General features: G+C 40.4%; 18 protein-coding genes. 9 read left to right on the top strand and 9 right to left on the bottom strand.

From position 1 onward, the window contains the following. Positions 1 to 172: 172 nt before the first annotated feature. The 3 genes from fmt to ACWPKD_RS04485 are packed head-to-tail and all read right to left on the bottom strand — an operon-like array spanning position 173 to position 3582. Positions 173 to 1120, bottom strand: a complete 948-nt coding sequence (gene fmt / locus ACWPKD_RS04495; RefSeq protein ID WP_455411490.1) for a methionyl-tRNA formyltransferase — start codon at positions 1118 to 1120, stop codon at positions 173 to 175. Next, a complete protein-coding gene (locus ACWPKD_RS04490) occupies positions 1120 to 3009 on the bottom strand; it encodes a RecQ family ATP-dependent DNA helicase (protein ID WP_455411489.1) in 1890 nt (629 codons plus the stop codon). The genes fmt and ACWPKD_RS04490 overlap by 1 nt, the downstream gene beginning before the upstream one ends. Positions 3010 to 3042: 33 nt before the next feature. Beyond that, positions 3043 to 3582 (bottom strand): AAA family ATPase, encoded by a 540-nt coding sequence (locus tag ACWPKD_RS04485; RefSeq protein WP_455411488.1) that lies wholly within the window; start codon positions 3580 to 3582, stop codon positions 3043 to 3045. A 148-nt stretch (positions 3583 to 3730) separates the two neighbouring features. Here ACWPKD_RS04485 and ACWPKD_RS04480 point away from each other — a divergent pair, with 148 nt between their 5' ends. The 4 genes from ACWPKD_RS04480 to ACWPKD_RS04465 all read left to right on the top strand — a co-directional run bounded on the left by ACWPKD_RS04480 (position 3731) and on the right by ACWPKD_RS04465 (position 6903). Continuing rightward, positions 3731 to 4015: a DUF493 family protein gene (locus ACWPKD_RS04480; protein ID WP_455411487.1), complete on the top strand. Its 285-nt coding sequence runs from the start codon at positions 3731 to 3733 to the stop codon at positions 4013 to 4015. Between the two features lie 9 nt (positions 4016 to 4024). Beyond that, entirely contained in the window at positions 4025 to 4750 is a 726-nt protein-coding gene (locus ACWPKD_RS04475) for a DUF4290 domain-containing protein (RefSeq protein ID WP_455411486.1), read from the top strand. A gap of 9 nt (positions 4751 to 4759) precedes the next feature. Continuing rightward, positions 4760 to 6070 carry a UDP-N-acetylglucosamine 1-carboxyvinyltransferase gene (gene murA, locus ACWPKD_RS04470; protein ID WP_455411485.1) on the top strand — a complete coding sequence of 437 codons (1311 nt, stop codon included), beginning with the start codon at positions 4760 to 4762 and terminating at the stop codon, positions 6068 to 6070. Positions 6071 to 6138: 68 nt separating this feature from the next. Then, positions 6139 to 6903 (top strand): sulfite exporter TauE/SafE family protein, encoded by a 765-nt coding sequence (locus ACWPKD_RS04465; protein ID WP_455411484.1) that lies wholly within the window; start codon positions 6139 to 6141, stop codon positions 6901 to 6903. A 67-nt stretch (positions 6904 to 6970) separates the two neighbouring features. Here the strand turns inward: ACWPKD_RS04465 and ACWPKD_RS04460 are convergent, their stop codons facing one another. After that, complete coding sequence (locus tag ACWPKD_RS04460) at positions 6971 to 9454, bottom strand: DUF5686 and carboxypeptidase regulatory-like domain-containing protein (RefSeq protein WP_455411483.1); 2484 nt, start codon at positions 9452 to 9454, stop codon at positions 6971 to 6973. A 49-nt stretch (positions 9455 to 9503) separates the two neighbouring features. Next, positions 9504 to 9917, bottom strand: a complete 414-nt coding sequence (aroQ, locus tag ACWPKD_RS04455; RefSeq protein WP_455411482.1) for a type II 3-dehydroquinate dehydratase — start codon at positions 9915 to 9917, stop codon at positions 9504 to 9506. A 347-nt stretch (positions 9918 to 10264) separates the two neighbouring features. Here aroQ and ACWPKD_RS04450 point away from each other — a divergent pair, with 347 nt between their 5' ends. Beyond that, positions 10265 to 10864, top strand: coding sequence for an outer membrane beta-barrel protein (locus tag ACWPKD_RS04450; RefSeq protein ID WP_455411481.1), 600 nt, complete (start codon positions 10265 to 10267; stop codon positions 10862 to 10864). Positions 10865 to 11008: 144 nt separating this feature from the next. Beyond that, positions 11009 to 11608, top strand: coding sequence for an outer membrane beta-barrel protein (locus tag ACWPKD_RS04445; protein ID WP_455411480.1), 600 nt, complete (start codon positions 11009 to 11011; stop codon positions 11606 to 11608). Between the two features lie 52 nt (positions 11609 to 11660). Here the strand turns inward: ACWPKD_RS04445 and ACWPKD_RS04440 are convergent, their stop codons facing one another. Further along, complete coding sequence (locus ACWPKD_RS04440) at positions 11661 to 12257, bottom strand: porin family protein (RefSeq protein WP_455411479.1); 597 nt, start codon at positions 12255 to 12257, stop codon at positions 11661 to 11663. Between the two features lie 88 nt (positions 12258 to 12345). Here ACWPKD_RS04440 and xerD point away from each other — a divergent pair, with 88 nt between their 5' ends. Continuing rightward, positions 12346 to 13245, top strand: coding sequence for a site-specific tyrosine recombinase XerD (gene xerD / locus ACWPKD_RS04435; protein WP_455411478.1), 900 nt, complete (start codon positions 12346 to 12348; stop codon positions 13243 to 13245). Positions 13246 to 13382: 137 nt separating this feature from the next. Here xerD and rny read toward each other — a convergent pair whose 3' ends face one another. The 3 genes from rny to ACWPKD_RS04420 all read right to left on the bottom strand — a co-directional run bounded on the left by rny (position 13383) and on the right by ACWPKD_RS04420 (position 15744). Beyond that, positions 13383 to 14945, bottom strand: coding sequence for a ribonuclease Y (gene rny / locus ACWPKD_RS04430; RefSeq protein WP_455411477.1), 1563 nt, complete (start codon positions 14943 to 14945; stop codon positions 13383 to 13385). 211 nt (positions 14946 to 15156) lie between these two features. Then, positions 15157 to 15450 (bottom strand): cell division protein ZapA, encoded by a 294-nt coding sequence (locus ACWPKD_RS04425; RefSeq protein ID WP_455411476.1) that lies wholly within the window; start codon positions 15448 to 15450, stop codon positions 15157 to 15159. 3 nt (positions 15451 to 15453) lie between these two features. Then, a complete protein-coding gene (locus tag ACWPKD_RS04420; RefSeq protein WP_455411475.1) occupies positions 15454 to 15744 on the bottom strand; it encodes a hypothetical protein in 291 nt (96 codons plus the stop codon). Positions 15745 to 15934: 190 nt separating this feature from the next. Here ACWPKD_RS04420 and ACWPKD_RS04415 point away from each other — a divergent pair, with 190 nt between their 5' ends. Continuing rightward, positions 15935 to 17656 carry a M23 family metallopeptidase gene (locus ACWPKD_RS04415; RefSeq protein WP_455411474.1) on the top strand — a complete coding sequence of 574 codons (1722 nt, stop codon included), beginning with the start codon at positions 15935 to 15937 and terminating at the stop codon, positions 17654 to 17656. Further along, the gene (locus ACWPKD_RS04410) at positions 17640 to 20108 is read left to right on the top strand and encodes a TonB-dependent receptor (RefSeq protein WP_455411473.1); all 2469 of its coding nucleotides are present in this window, start codon (positions 17640 to 17642) and stop codon (positions 20106 to 20108) included. Before ACWPKD_RS04415 ends, ACWPKD_RS04410 begins: the two co-directional genes overlap by 17 nt. Positions 20109 to 20274: the final 166 nt, after the last annotated feature.

Below are 20274 nucleotides of genomic sequence, written 5' to 3'. Positions count from 1 at the left end.
AATAGATTGATTAATTAATTAATGTCCTACAAATTTATATGAATTTCCCGATTACGCAAGTGTTTTTCAGTTTTTTACAAAAAAAACGCCTAAATTGTTGATAACTCAGGCGGTTTGTTAATAAACTTACTTGCATTTTCCGATTTTTCGCTACTCTTAGTGTTTACAAGGCTTACAGCGCAATAGCATTTTCATTGAAGGAGATTCCGTTTAAAAGTTCCGGGGTGGTCATTCTTTTTTTGCCCGGAAACTGTAAATTTAGGATTTTGATGAAACCGTCTTTTACGGCAATTCTAAGTTCTTTTTTAGTGGATAGGATGGTGCCGGCCGGATGCGGATGCTGTTCTTTCTCAAAAAGCGTTTCATAAATTTTTATGTTCCATTCCTGACCGTTGTCCTGAAAGAAACACCATGCCGCTGGATAAGGGCTCAAACCGCGTACCTGATTGTGGATTTCCGCACCGGGTTTGCTCCAGTCGATTTTGCAATTGTCGCGATTCAGTTTGTAAGCGGTTTTGATTTCAGGACTGTCCTTTTGAAGTGTTGTCGTTGCTTCTCCTTTTTCAATCAACGCTAAAGTATTTACGACGGTTGTGCTTCCCAATGCCATCAAACGGTCGTGAAGTTCTCCCGCTGTTTCGTTTTCACCGATGGAAAGTTCGTCGCTTAGGATCATGGCACCGGTATCGATTTTGTCGTCAATGAAGAAAGTGGTCACACCGGTTTTGGTTTCCCCGTTGATCACCGCCCAGTTGATAGGTGCGGCCCCACGGTATTCCGGAAGTAAGGAAGCGTGTAAATTAAACGTTCCGAATTTCGGCATGCGCCAAACCACTTCAGGTAACATACGGAAAGCCACGACTACCTGAAGATTTGCATTAAGGCTTCTTAGTTCCTCCAGAAATGTTTCGTCTTTCAGGTTGGTCGGTTGCAGTAAACGCAGGTTTTTTTCCAGTGCATATTCTTTTATGGCCGAGTATTTGATTTTTTGTCCGCGACCAGCTGGTTTGTCGGCAGCGGTAATTACCCCGACGATTTCGTAACCGTTCTTATATATAGTATCTAAAATCCCCACGGCGAACTCGGGAGTTCCCATGAAAACGATGCGTAATTTTTCCATTATACGATTGAGTATTGATTCTGATTATTTAAGGTCACCTTGTTGTTTTCCAACAGGATTCTGAGTGCAAAGATAGTTTCCTCGGAAGTTAAATCCAGCGAATTTTCGATTTCTCTTGACGTTAAAGCTGAATTTTGAAGTAAAACGATAATGCTTTGGGCAATTTCAATTGGGCTTTTCGGTTCTTTTTTCTTCTGGATGCAAACGGAGCAATTGCCGCAATCCGCGAGTTCGGTTTCACCAAAATAGGTGAGCAGCAATTTGCTTTTGCAGGTGGTTTTATCGGAAACTAAATGTATTACCGCTTCAAACTGTTTGGCTTTCAACTCGTTTTGCTGTTGCAGAAACTTAGCTACCCGATTGATGGTGAGCTCGTCTTCCCGTACTTCATTGAAGGTTAAGATGCTGTCATTTGATTGGGTTATCAGATTGCAGACTTCTTTTTGTTGCATTCGTTTTAAGGCAGAAAGAACTTCTTCTTCGGAAGTGGTCGCCTTTTTAGCAATCAGATTGGTATTGAGCGCCGTAGGCATATCATAGACCCCGACGTAATTTCTTAAAATGGCAGTCAGTACGGCTTCATCGGCAGGATTGAGACTTAAATAACGCAGCATTTCACGGCTGTCCAATAAAAACTGTATCGTGATTTTTTCCGAAAATTCTTTGGAAAGTGTCAGGATGCCCTGATTGTCCAAAAACTGCAAAGCGTTAAACGTTTTGAGTATTGGAAACTTATAATGACCGCAAAACTGATTCAGGTTGAAGGAAAAGCTCTCGTTGATGCCTTCCCCATACCCGATCTGGAAGTAATTGTTGAGTTTGATGTAGACTTCTTTTAGGAATGTCTTATCCGGTAAAACGTCTAAAAATTGTGCCTTAGTGGTTTGAATATCCGAAGGTGCCAACAATAAAACAGCAAAGGCTTTCTCTCCGTTTCTTCCAGCACGACCGGCTTCCTGATAATAATTCTCCAGATTTTCCGGCAGTTGGATGTGAATGACGGTTTTTACATTAGGTTTGTCAATGCCCAAGCCGAAAGCGTTGGTGGCTACAATCGCCTGAACTTCATCGTTCAGCCACAATTGCATGTTTCTCTCTTTCTCTTTGGTGGAAAGGCCGCCGTGATAAAACGTACTCGTAAAGCCTAAAGCGCTGATTTGCGCCGAAACATCGTGGCAGGCTTTTCGATTTCTGACGTAGATGATGGAAGGTGCCGGGTTTTTGGTTAATATCTGCTGAATCCGGAACAACTTGTCTTCGGCTTCGAAAACCATATAAGCGATGTTTTCCCGTGCAAACGATTTTTTAAACACCTGAGGCTGTTGTAAACCAAGTTGGGTGCAGATATCTTCCTGAACTCTTGGTGTGGCCGAGGCGGTCAAGGCTAAAAAAGGAACTTTAGGAAAAAATTCTTTAAGCTTTGAAATCTTCAGATAAGCCGGCCGGAAATCATGCCCCCATTGCGAAACACAATGCGCTTCGTCTATGGCGATTAGGTTGATGGGCAAACTTTTGATGCGTTCCAATACCCAATCCGACTGTAAACGCTCCGGGGAAAGATAGAGGAATTTGTAATTTCCGAACTGACAATTGTCTAATAAATCAATGGTTTCATCTGTCGAAATCCCACCGGTTAAAGCAAGCGCTTTGATGTCGCGCTTCTGTAAGTTGGCAATCTGATCCTTCATTAAAGCGACTAACGGAGAAATCACCAGGCAGATTCCGGGTTGCAGTAAAGCGGGAATCTGAAAACAAATCGATTTTCCGCCACCCGTTGGCAACAAAGCAAACGCGTCTTTTCCGTCCAAAACCGATTGGATGATCAAATCCTGCGGGCTTCGGAAGGAATCGTGGTTCCAGTATTTTTTAAGAAGGGTTAAAGCGTCCAAAGGCTGTTCGTGAAAATTCTACACGAATATAAGTTATTTCGACAGATTGTCAAGGATAAAATTGATGCGGTTGTTCAGGGTGTCTTTTGGAACTTCTATCAGGGAATACCCGTATTTTTCGTAAGTTTCAATAAGGTGCTGTTGAATTAAAACGGCCTGTTCGTAGGTTTCATAACGCGCCTCGTCGCTGGTGTAGATTTCCTCCCAAGGCGGAAGGATGAATATTCGGCTGTATTTGTGCTCACGGCAAGCCTGATCGAAAAAAGCAGGATAAGCATCGCCGATATAGTGCATATAGGCTAAAACATCAGGAATACCACGGTCGATAAAAACAAAATCGTCATTTTCGTTAACGGCGCTCTGAAACTGTTTCTTTCTGCCTTCCAGTAATAATTCGCTGAATAATAGTGGTTTTTCAAGAAATAACTGCTCGATTCCCTGTTTGCGGGCCTCGTGGATAACTTCGCGCGAAACCTCGGGATAGCATACGTATCCTTTTTCGGTTAAACCATTGATAACCGTGGTTTTACCGGAACCTGGTCCGCCGATAATTAAAACAATCTCCTTAGCCACTTTTTTGAAATAAGGGGCAAATTTACATTTTTTTGTCAAACCGATAAAGCAGTTTTTGATTTTCTGTGTTTTAATGGTTTAAAAACTCGGAAATCATCATTCATTATTCATAACTCTAATGTATATTTGCTTTTATTTTTGATTGAAGATGGATAAGAAAACCGAAGAATTTTATCAGCGCCTGAAAGAAGAATTAATCAATTCGACTATTTGGCCTTCTGAATATTTGTATAAATTTATAGTTCCGACAGATCCGGAAAAAATTACAGCCATAGAAAATTCGTTTAACGGAATGGGAGCTGTTATCAACACCAATAAGTCTAAAGCGGGAAATTATACCAGTGTGTCCATCAACGTCAGAATGAACAGTGCCCAGGCGGTAATTGATAAGTATATCGAGTTATCGGCTATTGAGGGAATTATTTCTTTATAAAAACAGAACATGCAATTTACACCAGAAGAAGCCGTACATCATCTTGAATACAATGCCGAGCGTTCGCACCTGATCATTCCGGAATACGGTCGTCATTTGCAGAAACTGATCGATCAGGCCACCCGACTTGAAGACAGAGCAGAGCGAAACAAAGCGGCTAAATATATCATTTCCGTAATGGGAACCCTGAATCCGCATTTGCGTGATGTACCTGATTTTCAGCACAAGCTTTGGGATCAGATTTTCATCATGTCCGATTTTAAACTGGATGTGGATTCGCCATACCCGATTCCGAGCAAGGAAATTCTGCACCAGAAACCGGGACCTCTGAATTATCCACAGAACTTTCCAAAGTATCGTTTTTACGGGAACAATATCAAGTACATGATTGATGTGGCCAACAAATGGGAAGACGGTGATCTGAAAAATGCTTTGATCATGGTAATTGCCAATCATATGAAAAAATCCTATCTGAGCTGGAATAAGGATACCGTGAAGGATGAAGTGATTTTCGAGCATTTATACGAACTTTCCGGCGGGAAAATTAATATGACCGCTACAGACGAAGAGCTTTCCAATACCACGGATTTAATGCGTGTGAACAAAAAGCAGTCGAACAAAATGCAGCACGGCAGCATCATTAGCAATAAGCAGAAAAAGCACAGCAATCAGAATAATCAGAATCAGAATCAGAAGAACAAGAAACCAAATAATAATAACAACAACAGAAAATAATACAAGCCGATGGGAACATTTAAAATTGAAGGTGGAATCCGATTGAAAGGAGATGTTACGCCACAGGGTGCGAAAAACGAAGCTTTGCAGGTTTTGTGTCCGGTGTTGCTAACCTCGGAGAAAGTTAGGGTTACCAATATCCCTGATATTATTGATGTAAATAAACTGATTACGCTTTTAGGAAACTTAGGCGTTAAAATACAGAAAAACGGTCCCGGTGATTATACGTTCCAGGCTGATGAAGTAAACGTAGATTATTTGAAAACAGAGGCTTTCAAAAAAGAAGGCGGAAGTTTAAGAGGTTCCATCATGATCGTGGGGCCGCTTTTAGCACGTTTTGGTTGTGGATACATTCCGAAACCGGGCGGAGATAAAATCGGACGCCGTCGTTTGGATACCCACTTTGAAGGGTTTATCAATTTAGGCGCGAAATTCCGATATGAAAGAGCGGACCATTTTTATGGAGTGGAAATCGATGGCAGATTACAGGGCGCTTACATGCTTTTGGATGAAGCTTCGGTAACAGGGACAGCAAACATCGTGATGGCGGCTGTTTTAGCTGAAGGAACTACAACAATTTATAACGCTGCCTGTGAGCCGTATTTGCAACAGTTGTGTAAGATGTTGAATTCGATGGGGGCCAAAATCACCGGTATCGGTTCAAACTTATTGACTATCGAAGGGGTGGAAAGCTTAGGCGGATGCGAGCACAGAATCTTACCGGACATGATCGAGATCGGTTCCTGGATTGGTCTGGCGGCAATGACCCGAAGTGAAATCACTATCAAAAATGTGAGTTGGGATAACTTAGGGGTTATTCCGAACGTATTCCGTAAATTGGGAATTACCGTGGAAAGAAGAGGGGATGATATTTATATTCCGTCGCATGAAAACGGATATGAAGTGAAAACCGATATCGACGGTTCTATCCTAACGGTTGCCGATGCACCATGGCCTGGCTTTACGCCGGATTTGTTGAGCATCGTTTTGGTTGTGGCAACTCAGGCAAAAGGCGATGTACTGATACACCAGAAAATGTTCGAAAGCCGTTTGTTCTTCGTGGATAAACTAATTGATATGGGCGCGAAAATCATGTTGTGTGATCCGCACCGTGCTGTTGTTATGGGGCACAATTTCCAGTCGCAACTGAAAGCTACCACGATGAGTTCGCCGGATATCCGTGCGGGGATTTCCTTATTGATTGCCGCTTTAACTGCAAAAGGAACAAGTACTATCCAGAATATCGAGCAGATCGACCGAGGGTACGAAAGAATTGACGAGCGTTTAAGAGCCTTAGGTGCTAACATCGTTCGCGCATAACTTATGTTTTATGAATAATTATAAAGAGCTGAATTCGAATGAGTTTGGCTCTTTTCTTTTTGAGAATTATGGAACTTGATATTTTATTTTTTCTTTGCCTCGCTTCTTTTTTTGCCGGATTTGTAGATGCCATTGTTGGAGGCGGCGGTTTGATCCAAACACCGGTTGCCTTGATTTTATTGCCGAATTATTCCGTGGCTTCCATCATTGGATCGCTTAAAATACCGGCTTTCAGCGGAACAAGTTTTGCCGCTTTTCAATACCTGAAAACGGTAACCATGAATTGGAAGTTGTTGATAATTATGTCAGTGGTGGCTTTTGCTTCCGCATTTGTCGGTTCAACAGTGTTGACACAGGTAAGCAATGATTTTATGAAGCCTTTGCTTTTGGTGGTTTTGATATTATTGGCGGTGTATACCTTTATGAAGAAGAATTTCGGCCAGCATCAGGATAAAGAGTTCTCCCTTAAAACCCAAATGTTCTATGCGGTTATCATTAGTGTAGCGGTTGGTTTTTATGACGGGTTTATCGGGCCAGGTACCGGAAGTTTTCTGGTGGTGGCTTTTGTGTCTGTTTTAGGCTTTGATTTCTTACATGCCTCGGCCAATGCCAAAATGGTTAATCTGGCTACGAATTTCGGTTCGATCTGCCTTTTTTTGCTGAAAGGGAAAATAATTTGGGCTATGGCAATCCCAATGGCTTTCTGTAATGCTTTAGGCGGTTTTTTAGGGGCAAAACTTGCTATAAAGAAAGGAAACAGCTTTATCCGTATTTTCTTTTTGATCGTGGTTATCGGAACGCTGATTCGGTTTGCGTTCGATGTTTTTAAATAATTGTTTTAATGAAACAAAAAAAGCGTTAGAAACTTCCAACGCTTTTTTTATACAATAGTTTGGATTGTTAGTCTATGATGTTCAGGAATTTAAGTCCGAAAACTATGCCATCTGTTTGGAAGCCGTTTTGGTACGAACGCACATAATCAATGCGCATCATCCTGAATTTTCCAAAACCAACATTGTCAAATCCAACGGTGAATTCCTGATACGGTTTGAAATCCGGTTTGTTCAACTGATGAAAGCCTAAAACCAAATTCCACTGCAGTTTGTTTAATAATGGGATCTTATTCATCAGAAACCCTTTATCGTTGTGTTCAATGTGGGTTTCAATAAAAGCATCATTCGTACTGCTGCTGTAATACGGCAGCATGTTGAAAACATTCAAATATCTATCGGCTGTTCCGATGTGCGTTTGGTTGCCGTTGAAATGTTTATAATCCACAAAGGAAATATCTTCGGCATTGAAAAACTTCCCGGCTTTCAGGCGAATAGCGAAATCTCCTTTGTTACCAAGCGTTTTGTCATAATCCGTTTGTCCGGAAACAAAATCGTAATTGTACTGGTCTTTGTTAGCCGCAAATCCTTTTTCGTAACTGAAGGAAAGTGTAGGGTAGTCGTTGTTGCCAAAGTTGATACGCCCGTCCGGTCGGGTCACATATTTATTTCCAAAACGGATTCTTGTTCCGATACTGGCTTTCATCAGATTGTGTCTTTCAAAAGCAGGAAGGGTGTTGTCAAACGGAGTCAGCGGGTTATTAGAGGTGTACTCTTTGTCGTTTTTGATCAATACATAATCTGTGTTGTTGAAAAGCGGCTTGCGTGTTGAATATTCGAAACGTCCGTTAAGCCAAACCCCGTTTAACACCGATTGGCTGTATCCTAAACTAACGAATTCTTTATTATAATATTTGGCATAATTGTCCTTAAAGAAAAGCGTACTTACCGAATTTACCAGGTTCGAAATCGGATTGGATGGATTAAACTGATTGATACTGCTTCCGCCGCTTGCGCTAACCGTTGCGTAATTGATGTTGTTGAAACGATGTGAAAAACTTCCGTTGATGCGCAGGCGTTCTTCGGCAAACCCATAATTAAAGGTGGAATTTATATTGGTGTTGGTTCCTTTTTCTTCATTTCGCTTGTGGAAGGAGAAACCGGAATCGAAATTCCAACCCTGAACGGTGTTGTAGCCTAAAGAAGAAATATTCAAAAGACCTTTATAATTGAACGACCATTTATGGTAAGTGTCTCTGTAGGTGTAACCGGTTATCAGTTTCTTTAAACTGAATTTGTTTTTTTTGGCATCAATCGAGTCAAGGTATACCTGTGATTTTCGGATGGTCTGGATGCTGTCTTTTCTGTGATAATCCCCGATTTCTTCATCGGTTAATGGAACCGGTCGGTTGGTATTCCAGAAAACCGTGTCTTTTTTATTGGCATCTTTTACGATTTTGGCAATCTCATTAGTAAACGTCTTCTTCTCAAACTGTTCTCTGAAAACATAATTACTGAAAACATGTGTAAACTTCCCGGTAAAGCCCATGCCGAAAATGGAAGCCTTAAAATCGATAGTCTGCTGGTTTTTGGCCCAAACCTTTGTCGTAGGATTGTAATTGAAGTTTTGTGTAAAGGTGATGTTTTCCAGAATCGGCTGTTGCATGCGGTAGCCTTTGCTGTTTAAATCCACGGCATAAATGGCCCAACTGTCTTCTACTATATATAGGTAGCCTTCAAAAACCGGTTCTTTGTCACGGCGCGGTGTAACTTTGATTTTATTGATGAGTTGGTTGTGATCATCCACGAAAGTGCTTTCCAGTTTGTAACGGTAATAGCTTAAAGCATTGTCAGCAATCGGGGAAACCATGTTGATGTCCATTTCCACATAATTGGCGTAAAAGTCATAATTGGTGCCCTGTGCCGTGTTGAAACTGAAGCCGTTATCGTTACCGCTCACTTTTGAAGCAATAATTTCTTCTTTTATTTTATTAGGTTTTTCAAAGGCGATTTTAGAAACCGTTTCAGAAAGGTACAGAATACCTGATCTGGTAGAATCTAAGGCGCCGTCAAAATCGCCGATTTCCATGCCCATGAATTTCTTCGGGATGTTCTTGGCCCTGAAGATTCCTCTCGAATAAAAATCCGCTTCGTATTTGTCGGTTTTATAGGAGTTCTTTTTTCGGTTTTTGATCGCACTGCGGATTATGGCATAGGCCGGATCTTCCTTGCTGGGCGTGATGACCATTTCCGCAAGGGTGTAATTCTCGTCTTCCAGGGTTATATTAACCGTATGCGGAGTCGTGATGATTTCCGTTGTGACCTTTTGGGTTTTGTATCCTAAAGATTGAAATATTAAAGTGTATTTCCCTTTTCCTTTTACGGACAGTTCGTATGAACCGATGTCGTTAGCCGAAGTTCCGTTGTATGTTCCTTCAATAATTACGGTGGTGTAGGGGATAGGGGCTCCGTTTTTATCGGTTACGGTTCCTTTGATTTGTGCAAATAGGCTTGTCGATACGAGTAAGGCTAATAAAAATAAAAAATTTCTCATGTTAGTGTTTAAAGGGTAGACGCATTATCGGTCAAAATGGTTGTATGGATTATAAAAAAGATTTGATGGCAAGTTCGTAACTGCCCAGACCGAAACCGATGATGACACCACAAGCATTAGGGGAGATATAGGATTGATGCCTGAATGATTCCCTTGAAAATGTATTTGAAATATGAACTTCAACAGTAGGTGTGGTAACGGCTTTGATTGCATCTGCAATTCCAATGGAGGTATGGGTATAGGCAGCTGCGTTTAAAATAATACCATCATAGGTAAACCCGACTTCGTGTATCTTGTTGATAATTTCGCCTTCAATATTTGTCTGGAAATAGTGCAGGTTTATGGAGCTGTATTTCTTTTTCATCAGAAAGAAAAAGTCTTCAAAAGTTTCGTCACCGTAGATTTCCGGTTCTCGTTTGCCCAAAAGATTTAAGTTTGGTCCGTTTATGATAATAATGTTCATAGATTGTCTTTTTGTAAATGTAGTAAAATTGTTATAAACCTTCTGAAATTATAGTAAAACCTGAATTTTTTTTGGGCTCTTTTGACTGTTTTATTTCTGATGAAGTATGATTTTAGATGAAAAACATTAAAAGTGTAAGAAAAAACTGTAGTAAAAAAATGGTTTTATAACGATGGTAGGAAAAAATTAATCATTTTTTAACAAAATTTAATTTACTAAATATCAACATGTTAGATGTTTTATACCTTGAAAATCCCAGTATTGTTAATACTTTTTTTGAGTAGGGATTTTTTCAGAAATGTTTTTTTATAGATTTGCCAAGTAAATTTTTAAAATTTAAACTAAACATGAAAAAAATTATTTTATCTGTAGCAGCAGTATTCGCTTTCGGATTTGCTAACGCTCAAGAAGAAGTTAAAGAAGCTGGTAACGGTGGATTTGCAAAAGGAGATTTATTTGTATCTGGTGCTTTCGGATTCAGCTCTGACAAAACTGGTGATGCTAAATCTAGCTCATTCGAAATCGAGCCTAAAGTTGGTTATTTCGTAACTGAAAACATTGCTATCGGTGCAAAATTAGGTTTTGGTTCTGAGAAAGCTGAAGATGCAGCTGGAAACGAGACTCAAGATGATTCTTCATTCACTTTCGGAGCATTCGGTAGATATTACATGACTCCTGCTAACCAATTCTCTTTATTCGGTCAATTAGGTGTTGATTTCACTAACACTGAAGATAACTTGGCTGATGCTAAAATGAAAGAATTCGGAATCAACGCTGGTTTAGGTCTTAGCTACTTCGTATCTAACAACTTCGCTATCGAGGCTTCTTGGGCTGGTTTAGGATACACATCTAACGATAACGGTGGTAACGGTGCTGACAAAACTAATTCTTTCGGATTAGACGTTGACATGAGAGCTATCAACTTCGGTTTGATCTACAAATTCTAATCTGAACTTCAGATTACTATATGAAAAGCCCCGATTTATCGGGGCTTTTTTTGTTAATTAAATTGTTGATATCTAGCCTTTTCGGGATTTAAGAGAATTTGTTTTTATAGATAATTTTAAGTAATAATTTAAAAACAATTATCTATGAAAAAAACGTTAATGATTTTATCGGCAGTATTCGCTTTCGGATTTGCCAACGCACAGGAAGAAGTTAAAGAAGCTGGTAACGGTGGATTTGCAAAAGGGGATTTATTTGTATCTGGTGCTTTCGGATTCAGCTCTGACAAAACTGGAGATGCTAAATCCAGTTCATTCGAAATCGAGCCTAAAGTTGGTTATTTCGTAACTGAAAACATCGCTATCGGTGCAAAATTAGGTTTTGGTTCTGAGAAAGCTGAAGATGCAGCCGGAAACGAGACTCAAGATGATTCTTCGTTCACATTCGGAGCATTCGGTAGATATTACATGACTCCTGCTAACCAATTCTCTGTATTCGGTCAATTAGGTGTTGATTTCACTAACACTGAAGATAACTTGGCTGATGCTAAAATGAAAGAGTTCGGAATCAACGCTGGTTTAGGTCTTAGCTACTTCGTGTCTAACAACTTCGCTATCGAGGCTTCTTGGGCTGGTTTAGGTTATACATCTAACGATAACGGTGGTAACGGTGCAGACAAAACTAATTCATTCGGATTAGAGGTTGACATGAGAGCGATCAACTTCGGTTTGATCTACAAATTCTAATTAGAAAAAGTTGTTAAATAAAAATGCCCCGATTTCGGGGCATTTTTTATTGCTAGAACTTAAATCCCAGTCCGGCCTGGAAGACTTGGTTTTTGGAGCCGCTATCCTTTATTACTTCGTTAAAACTTTGTGTAAAACGTCCTGTAAGGAACAGGCCTCCGGGAAAGTTCAGGGATACACCGGCTGCGATAGCGGTGTCAAAATCATTGACATCGTTGGTTTCTACCGATGAATCTTCATTTTCGTATTTCTCACCTACTTTTAATCCAAATTGTGGTCCGGCTTCAATGCTGAATGCTCTGCCTAAGTAAATTTTCGCTAAAACCGGTACATTGATATAATCCAATTTGTATTGGGTTTCGTAATTGGTTCCCAATACGGTCTGGTTGATTTCAAAGCCTTGTCGGGAATAGAGTACTTCGGGCTGAATCGCGAAAACGTTGTCTACAATAGGGATTTCACCTACGAATCCGATATGGAAACTGGTTCTGGGATCGGGGCCTTCATCAAAATCGCCTTTGGTAATGGTGGAGTAATTCAGTCCGCCTTTAATTCCAAAAGAAGAATTTGAAGGATTTTTGTCCTGTGCTTGACCCAGGGCGCTAACAAATAAAACTAAACCTGCGAATAAAAAATTTAATGTCTTCATGATAATATATTTTTAGTTTCTATATTTAAACCACAAATCATGCCGAATAGTATTTCGTTGCGGCAATTTTAGAATTTATTTAACGTAGATGAGTGCATGGATTTCTTACATAAAAGAGTATAAAAACTACCTGAAACTGGAGCGGGGATTGTCGCAAAACACTATTGATAATTATGTTTTCGATATTGAGAAGCTTGTTGGTTATCTGGAAGAAAATGCCATCACGGAGAACCCGGTGGTGATTTCGGAAGAAACGGTTCAGCAGTTTATTTATACGATTTCGGAGCAAGTAAATGCAAGATCCCAGGCGCGCATCATTTCGGGGCTGAAGAGCTTTTTCAATTACCTTATTTTTGAAGATTACCGGAATACGTCGCCATTGGAGTTGATTGAGGTGCCTAAAACGGGACGAAAATTACCTGATACGCTTTCGTTGGAAGAAATCGATAAGCTGATAGCGGCTGTGGATTTGTCAAAAGAAGAAGGGGAGCGCAATCGCGCCATGCTGGAGACGCTATACGGCTGCGGACTCCGGGTTTCCGAACTGGTTTCGCTTAAAATTTCCGATTTATTTTTTGAGGAAGGCTTTCTGAAAATCACCGGGAAAGGAAACAAGCAGCGGTTTGTGCCGGTCAGTCCGTCAACTCAGAAATACATTGTTTTTTATAAAGACCAGATCCGAAATCATCTTGTGATACAAAAGGGTTTTGAAGATACTCTTTTTCTTAACCGTAGAGGGAAGCAGTTGACTCGCGCCATGGTTTTTACCATCATCAAAGATTTAGCGGTTAAAATCGGCTTAAATAAAACGATCAGTCCGCATACGTTCAGGCATTCCTTTGCTACGCATTTACTGGAAAACGGGGCCGATTTGCGTTCCATACAAATGATGCTTGGGCATGAATCGATCACTACCACGGAAGTGTACATGCATTTGGATCGAAAACATCTTTCTCAGATTCTGAATTCGTTTCACCCGAGGGGTTAGAGGGTAGTTTCTAGTCTCGGTTTTCAGTCTCAGTTTTCGGTAAATAAATAAAGACCTGTTGAAAAACAGGTCTTTATTTTGTTAATTAACTATTTGTGTTCTGTAGATTACTGCAAACTGAAACTGAATACTGTTTACTATTTCGCAATGTTTACGGCTCTTGTTTCGCGGATAACCGTAATCTTCACCTGACCCGGGTAGGTCATTTCGGTTTGGATTTTCTGTGATATGTCGAACGATAAGCTTCCGGCCATTTCGTCACTTACTTTTTCACTTTCCACGATTACACGTAACTCACGTCCCGCCTGAATCGCATAAGCATTTTTAACTCCGTTGAAACCGTAAGCGATATCCTCAAGGTCTTTCAAGCGCTGGATGTAAGAATCCAATACCTGACGACGTGCTCCTGGGCGTGCTCCTGAAATAGCGTCACAAACCTGGATGATCGGAGAAATCAGGGACTTCATTTCGATTTCGTCGTGGTGTGCTCCGATAGCGTTACATACTTCTTCTTTTTCACCGTATTTCTCAGCCCACTGCATACCTAAAATAGCGTGTGGCAGTTCGCTTTCCGTTTCCGGTACTTTTCCGATATCGTGTAATAATCCGGCTCTTTTTGCCAGTTTTACGTTTAAGCCTAATTCGGCAGCCATGATACCACAAAGTTTAGCTACTTCACGGGAGTGTTGTAATAAGTTTTGTCCGTAAGAAGAACGGTATTTCATTCTACCTACGATTTTGATCAATTCCGGGTGTAAACCGTGGATACCAAGATCGATTACCGTACGTTTACCTACTTCGATGATTTCTTCCTCGATCTGTTTTTGTGTTTTTCCTACTACTTCCTCAATACGGGCAGGGTGGATACGACCGTCGGTTACCAATTTGTGCAATGCCAAACGGGCTACTTCACGACGAACCGGGTCAAAACAGGAAAGGATGATCGCTTCCGGGGTGTCATCAACAATGATTTCCACACCGGTTGCTGCCTCTAAAGCACGGATGTTACGACCTTCACGGCCAATGATTCTTCCTTTTACATCATCGGATTCAATGTTGAATACAGAAACACAGTTTTCCACTGCTTCTTCCGTTCCAACACGTTGGATGGTGTTGATGATTACCTTTTTAGCCTCTTGCTGAGCTGTCATTTTAGCTTCTTCAAGTGTTTCCTGAATGTAAGCCATGGCGTTGGTTTTAGCTTCTGCTTTTAAGCTTTCCACTAATTGGTTTTTAGCATCTTCAGCTGATAAACCTGAAATGGTTTCCAGTTGCTCTACCTGGCTTTTGTGAAGTCTTTCAACTTCCTGTTGCTTTTTGTCAACGTGCTCTAACCTGTTGCTGTAATCGGTAATTTTATGTTCGATTTCGTCGTTTAGCTTTTTGTTTTTGGCTAATTCGTTGGAAACCTGAGATTCTTTGTCTCTTGTGCGTTTTTCAGCTTCGGCGATTTTTTTGTCTTTGGCTAAAATCTCTTTCTCATGTTCCGATTTTAATTCCAGAAACTTTTCTTTTGCCTGAAGCAATTTATCCTTTTTAATGGATTCTGCCTCGACTTTTGCATCTTTCAGAATCGAAGCTGCTTCTTTTTTAGCATTTTTGATAAGATTGGAAACATTCGCTTTTTCTAAGTACTTAGCGATTCCGAATCCTGCTCCGATTCCGGCCAGACAGCCGATAATTATAATTAATGTGTTCATAAAGTGTTTTAAAATTATATATAAAAAAAGCCTACATTAGGGGTATTGCATAAACTCGTAAGGACAAGTTTTGAGTTAACTCGCTGTTCAAGGACCTGCTCAAAGGCAGTTTGCTTTAGAAACGATGATTTACTCATTTGAATTTGTTAGTGTTGAGTTTATCAAATAGGTACTAATGTAGGCAGTATCTTGATTTATGTAAAGAACGTGTTTATTTGGAGAGTATCGCACTCAAGGTGTCATCCATTTTTTTTAGGCGTTCCAAAGCATCCTGATAATCGACGGATTTGTCAATCTGCTTTTGTTCCAACTGCGACGCGAATTGCAACGCAGACATGGCCAGAACATCCTGTTTATCGCGAACCGCATAGCTTTCTTCGAATTGCTTGATCATGGCATCAATCTTTTTGGAAGCGGTTCTAAGTCCTTCTTCCTGCGAGTAATCCACCGTTAGTGGGTAGACACGGTCTGCGATTGATATTTTGATTTTCAGCTTTTCACTCATTTCTTAATCAGAAAGTTGGGCTATACAATAATCTATTTCGCGTATTAATGAATTTATTTTGAGTTTTGTTTCTCGTTTGTTTTCGTCACTGCCTAATAATGAATTGGTCATTTTGAGTGTTTCATACTGCTTTTTCAATGCCTGTATCTCTTCTGCCTGTCCGGATATCACCGAAGAGGATTTTGATAAATCGTTTCGCAACTCCTGGTTTACGCGTTCCAAACTTTCCATTTTCTGGACAAGCTTAGTTATTTTAATTTCAAGAGAATCAACGATTTCAGATAATCCACTCATTGCAGACCTTTTTCATTACATGATTTACAAAGTTAGTATTCCATTTGAAATATAACAATACTTTTATCTAAATTTTCGAAAATCTTATAAATCAAATCCTAATATTTTGAGAAGGAGCGTGTTATAAAATTAGGTTTGACCCTTTATTTTATAGGGATTTTTTTATACATTAGCCTAAATTGTTCGATTTATGAAATTGTTTAAGATTATTATTTTTTTATCCGCCGTATGTTTTGGTCAAAGCCAGCCTTATCCAAAAGATTATTTTCGTTCACCCCTTGATATTCCGCTCTATGCTTCCGGAAATTTCGGAGAGTTGCGGGGCAATCATTTTCATTCGGGGTTAGATTTTAAAACCCAGCAAAAGCAAGGGTTAAGTGTTTTTGCCGCAGCCGACGGTTATGTCTCCAGGATTAAAATATCCGAAGGCGGTTACGGTAAAGCCCTCTACATTACCCATCCAAACGGTTACACGACGGTTTACGGCCATTTGAAAATGTTTACCGGTGCCATCGAAGATTTTATCCGAAAACGACAGTATGCCCAGAAGTCCTATGAGATTGAGCTCTATCCTTTAGCCAACGAACTGGCAGTAAAAAAAGGAGAAATCATTGCGGTTTCCGGGAATTCAGGCAGTTCGGGTGGGCCGCACCTTCATTTTGAAATCCGCGATTCAAAAACGGAGCAGATCATTAATCCGATGTTTTTCGGTTTCAACATCATGATGCCGGATACCAAAGTGCCCATCATTAACGATTTGATAGTGTATGCTGTTGGAGACAGCGCCGTGGTGAACAGTTCGCAGCGTCCTTTGCCGGTGCAGTTGTCGTTACAGCCTGACGGGAATTTTTTGGCGAATAAAGTTTTAGCCAAAGGAAACATCGGTTTTGCCGTGAATGCCTATGATGTAGCCGATAATAATTTCAACTGGAACGGAATTTACAAAGCCGAAACCTTTTTGAACGGGAGCCGCTATTTCAGTTATACCTTTGACAAATTTGCTTTCGATGAAACGCGATACGTAAATAACTTTATCGATTACTATCGCTACAAAACCCTGAAGCAAACGGTTCAGAAGTTGTTTTTTAAAAGAAACTATCCGTTTTCGGTGGTGAATGGAAATGCGCGAAACGGTCAGATTTCGGTGTTGCCCAATTCGAATTATAACTACCGAATCGAAATTTCCGATTTTCAGGGAAACAAACGAATGATTAACATTCCGATTCAGTATTCGGAGGCGCCAGCAACCATAAACAGAGAAGAAAAAGTTACGCCTTACTTTGTAAAGTCTAAAAACGACAACAGCTATACAAAGGACAATGTTTCGGTGTTTATTCCGGAGAATGCCTTTTATGATGATTTTTACATGAATTTCGAAGTGAAAGACAATGTGCTTTACCTTCATGATGAAACGGTTCCGGTGCATCACAACATTACGGTTACTTTTGACGTTACCAACATACCGGGAATCCTTAAGGAGAAAACTTTCATTTCGAGAATGGACGGCAATAAGAAAGAATATTTTACCACGTACAAAAAAGGCAACTTGTTTTCTGCCCGAACCAAAGATTTGGGGAAATTCTTTTTGGCTACCGATACCATCGCCCCGAAAATTTTCAAACCGAATTTTAAAGAAGGGGAAAGCCTGGACAAATCCGATACGCTGAGTGTTCACATTGATGATGATTTTTCCGGAGTTAAGGAATACAATGCTTATCTGAACGGAAAATGGATCCTGATGGACTACGATTATAAAACAAATTTGCTGGTGCACCATTTTAGTGATGCACTTTACGAAGAAGGTAAAAACGAATTAAAAGTGGTTGTTTCGGATAAAATGGGAAATTCCACTACCTTTGAAACTCATTTTTTGAAAACTAAAACCATTGACCCTGTTGAAAAAGATAATTAAACTCCTTAATATCTGTATTTTACTGATTGGATTTTCGGCAATTGCACAAACCGCCAGGATTAAAGGAATCCTATTGGACGAATCCAACAAACCGATTGAAAAAGCAACCATCAAAGCCGATGGCAAAACCACCGATTCCAACGAAAACGGGTTTTATATTTTGACGATACCCGCAAATCAAAAAGTGACTGTTGAGATAACGCACATTTCTTTTAAAAAATCATCGTTTTCCATTGAATTGAAGCCTAATGAAGATTACGAATTGAACGTAGTTTTGAATGAGAGCACGGAACAATTAGAAGGAGTAATTGTTTCGGCAGGCGGTAGAAAAAGAATTGAAGGGATTACCACGATAGAACCCAAAACCATTCGTTTGATTCCGGGAGCTAATCCAGGTGTGGAGAATATTCTTAAAACACTTCCCGGTGTTTATTCGAACAGTGATTTAAGTACCTCCTACGCCGTTCGGGGCGGGAATTACGATGAGAATCTTGTCTATGTGAACGAAATCGAGGTGTACCGTCCTTTCTTAATCCGTTCAGGGCAACAGGAAGGTTTGAGTTTTACCAATACGGAAATGGTTGCCAATGTGGATTTCTCTGCTGGTGGATTCCAGTCCAAATACGGCGATAAATTGTCGTCGGTTTTGGATATTACCTATAGAAGGCCAACAAAATTTCAGGCGGCTTTAGATGCCAGCTTGTTAGGCGGTAGCGCTACTGTTGATTTAGTTTCCAAAAATCAGAAGTGGAGTAATATTACCGGAATCCGTTACCGAAACAACAGTTTACTTGTTAACAGCCAGGAAACGGAATCCAATTTCAAACCCTCTTTTGCCGATATTCAGACGCAGCTCAATTATGATGCTTCCACCAAATGGCAGTGGAGTTTCTTGGGGAACATTTCACAAAACAAATACCATTATCAGCCGTTAAGTCGTCAGACTAATTTCGGTACCATCGACGATCCGATTGCTCTTTTGGTGTTTTATCAAGGACAGGAAAAAGACGAATATTTAACGTTGTTCGGAGCGGTGAAATCCGTCTATGCGCCAAATGAAGATTTTAAATTGAAATTCATTGGCTCGGCCTATCACACGCAGGAACAGGAATATTTCGATATTTTGGCTGAATACCGTTTAGGGGAAGTGGATACCAATATCGGTTCGGAAACTTTCGGGGATGTTGTGTTTTCAAGAGGAGTAGGTTCGCAGTTAACGCACGCCCGTAACAACCTCGATGCTTTGATTTTCAATGCCGAAGTAAAAGGATTTCACGATATCAAGAAAAAAAATAGTCAGGTGGAATGGGGTTTCAAATACACCCGTGAAGACATCCGTGACAGAATAGTGGAATGGGAAGTGATTGACTCTGCCGGCTTTTCGCTGCCGAATCCAGACATAGCGGTTCCAAACGATCAACCTTATAATCCTTATGTCGGACCTTTGGCGCCCTACCAGAATGTAAGAGCAACCAATTTTGTAAAAATCGACCGTTTTTCGGGTTATGCCCAGTGGAATTACAGAGGAAATTTAGGCTCCAACAAAATCTGGATTAACGGAGGGGTAAGAGCCCATCAGTGGAATGTGACCGGCGATAAAATTGAAGGGAAGAGCCAGGTGGTTTTCAGTCCGCGTGCCCAATTTGCCCTTAAACCACAATGGGAGATGGATATGGTTTTCCGATTGTCAGGAGGATTGTACCACCAACCGCCTTTTTACAGAGAATTAAGGGATTATAACGGGGTAGTGCAGCCTGATGTAAAAGCACAGCAGTCTTTTCATGTGGTGCTTAGTAATGACTATAGTTTCAAATTGTGGGACCGACCGTTCAAATTCGTTTCCGAAGCGTATTATAAAGGGCTTTCCGATGTGAATACTTATACGATAGACAATGTTCGTATACGTTACAGAGCTAATAACGATGCAACAGCGTATGTTTACGGAGCCGATTTCCGCTTAAACGGAGAATTTGTACCGGGAACGGAATCGTGGTTCAGTTTCGGCTATCTTAAAACGGAAGAAAACCAGAACGGAAGAGGCTATATCGACCGTCCGACCGATCAGCGTCTAAAATTCGGTTTATTGTTCCAGGATTATATGCCAAACTTGCCGAATGTAAAATTGTACCTGAACTTGGTTTACAATACGGGACTTCCGGGTGGATCTCCATCGTATGCCGATCCTTACCAATACCAACTTCGTCTGAAAGATTACCGTCGTGCGGATGCCGGATTCTCTTATGTTTTCAAAGATGCAACGATCCAATCCAATAGAAATTGGTTGAAGCACTTAACAGAGTTGTCATTAGGTTTGGAAATCTTCAATATGTTCAACAACCAGAATGCCATTACCAACACCTGGGTGCGTGACGTATATACGAAAAGCCAATACGGTATCCCGAATTACATGACCACAAGAACTTTTAACGTGAAGTTGAATGTACGATTGTAGTTACCATTGAAATGTTTTATATTTGATAGACCAATCTGTTTGCTATGAAATCGCTACGAACACTTATTTATTGAAAATCATGGAACTCCGATGAAAGTAAATGGTGTGAGATAAATACTTATGATTTAAAAAGCGATACCATATATGACCGCTAAAAATTAATTTT

The sequence above is a fragment of the Flavobacterium pedocola genome, assembly GCF_053764385.1.
The sequence above is the reverse complement of the archived record's forward strand: the minus strand, read 5'-3'. Positions and strand labels throughout refer to the sequence as shown.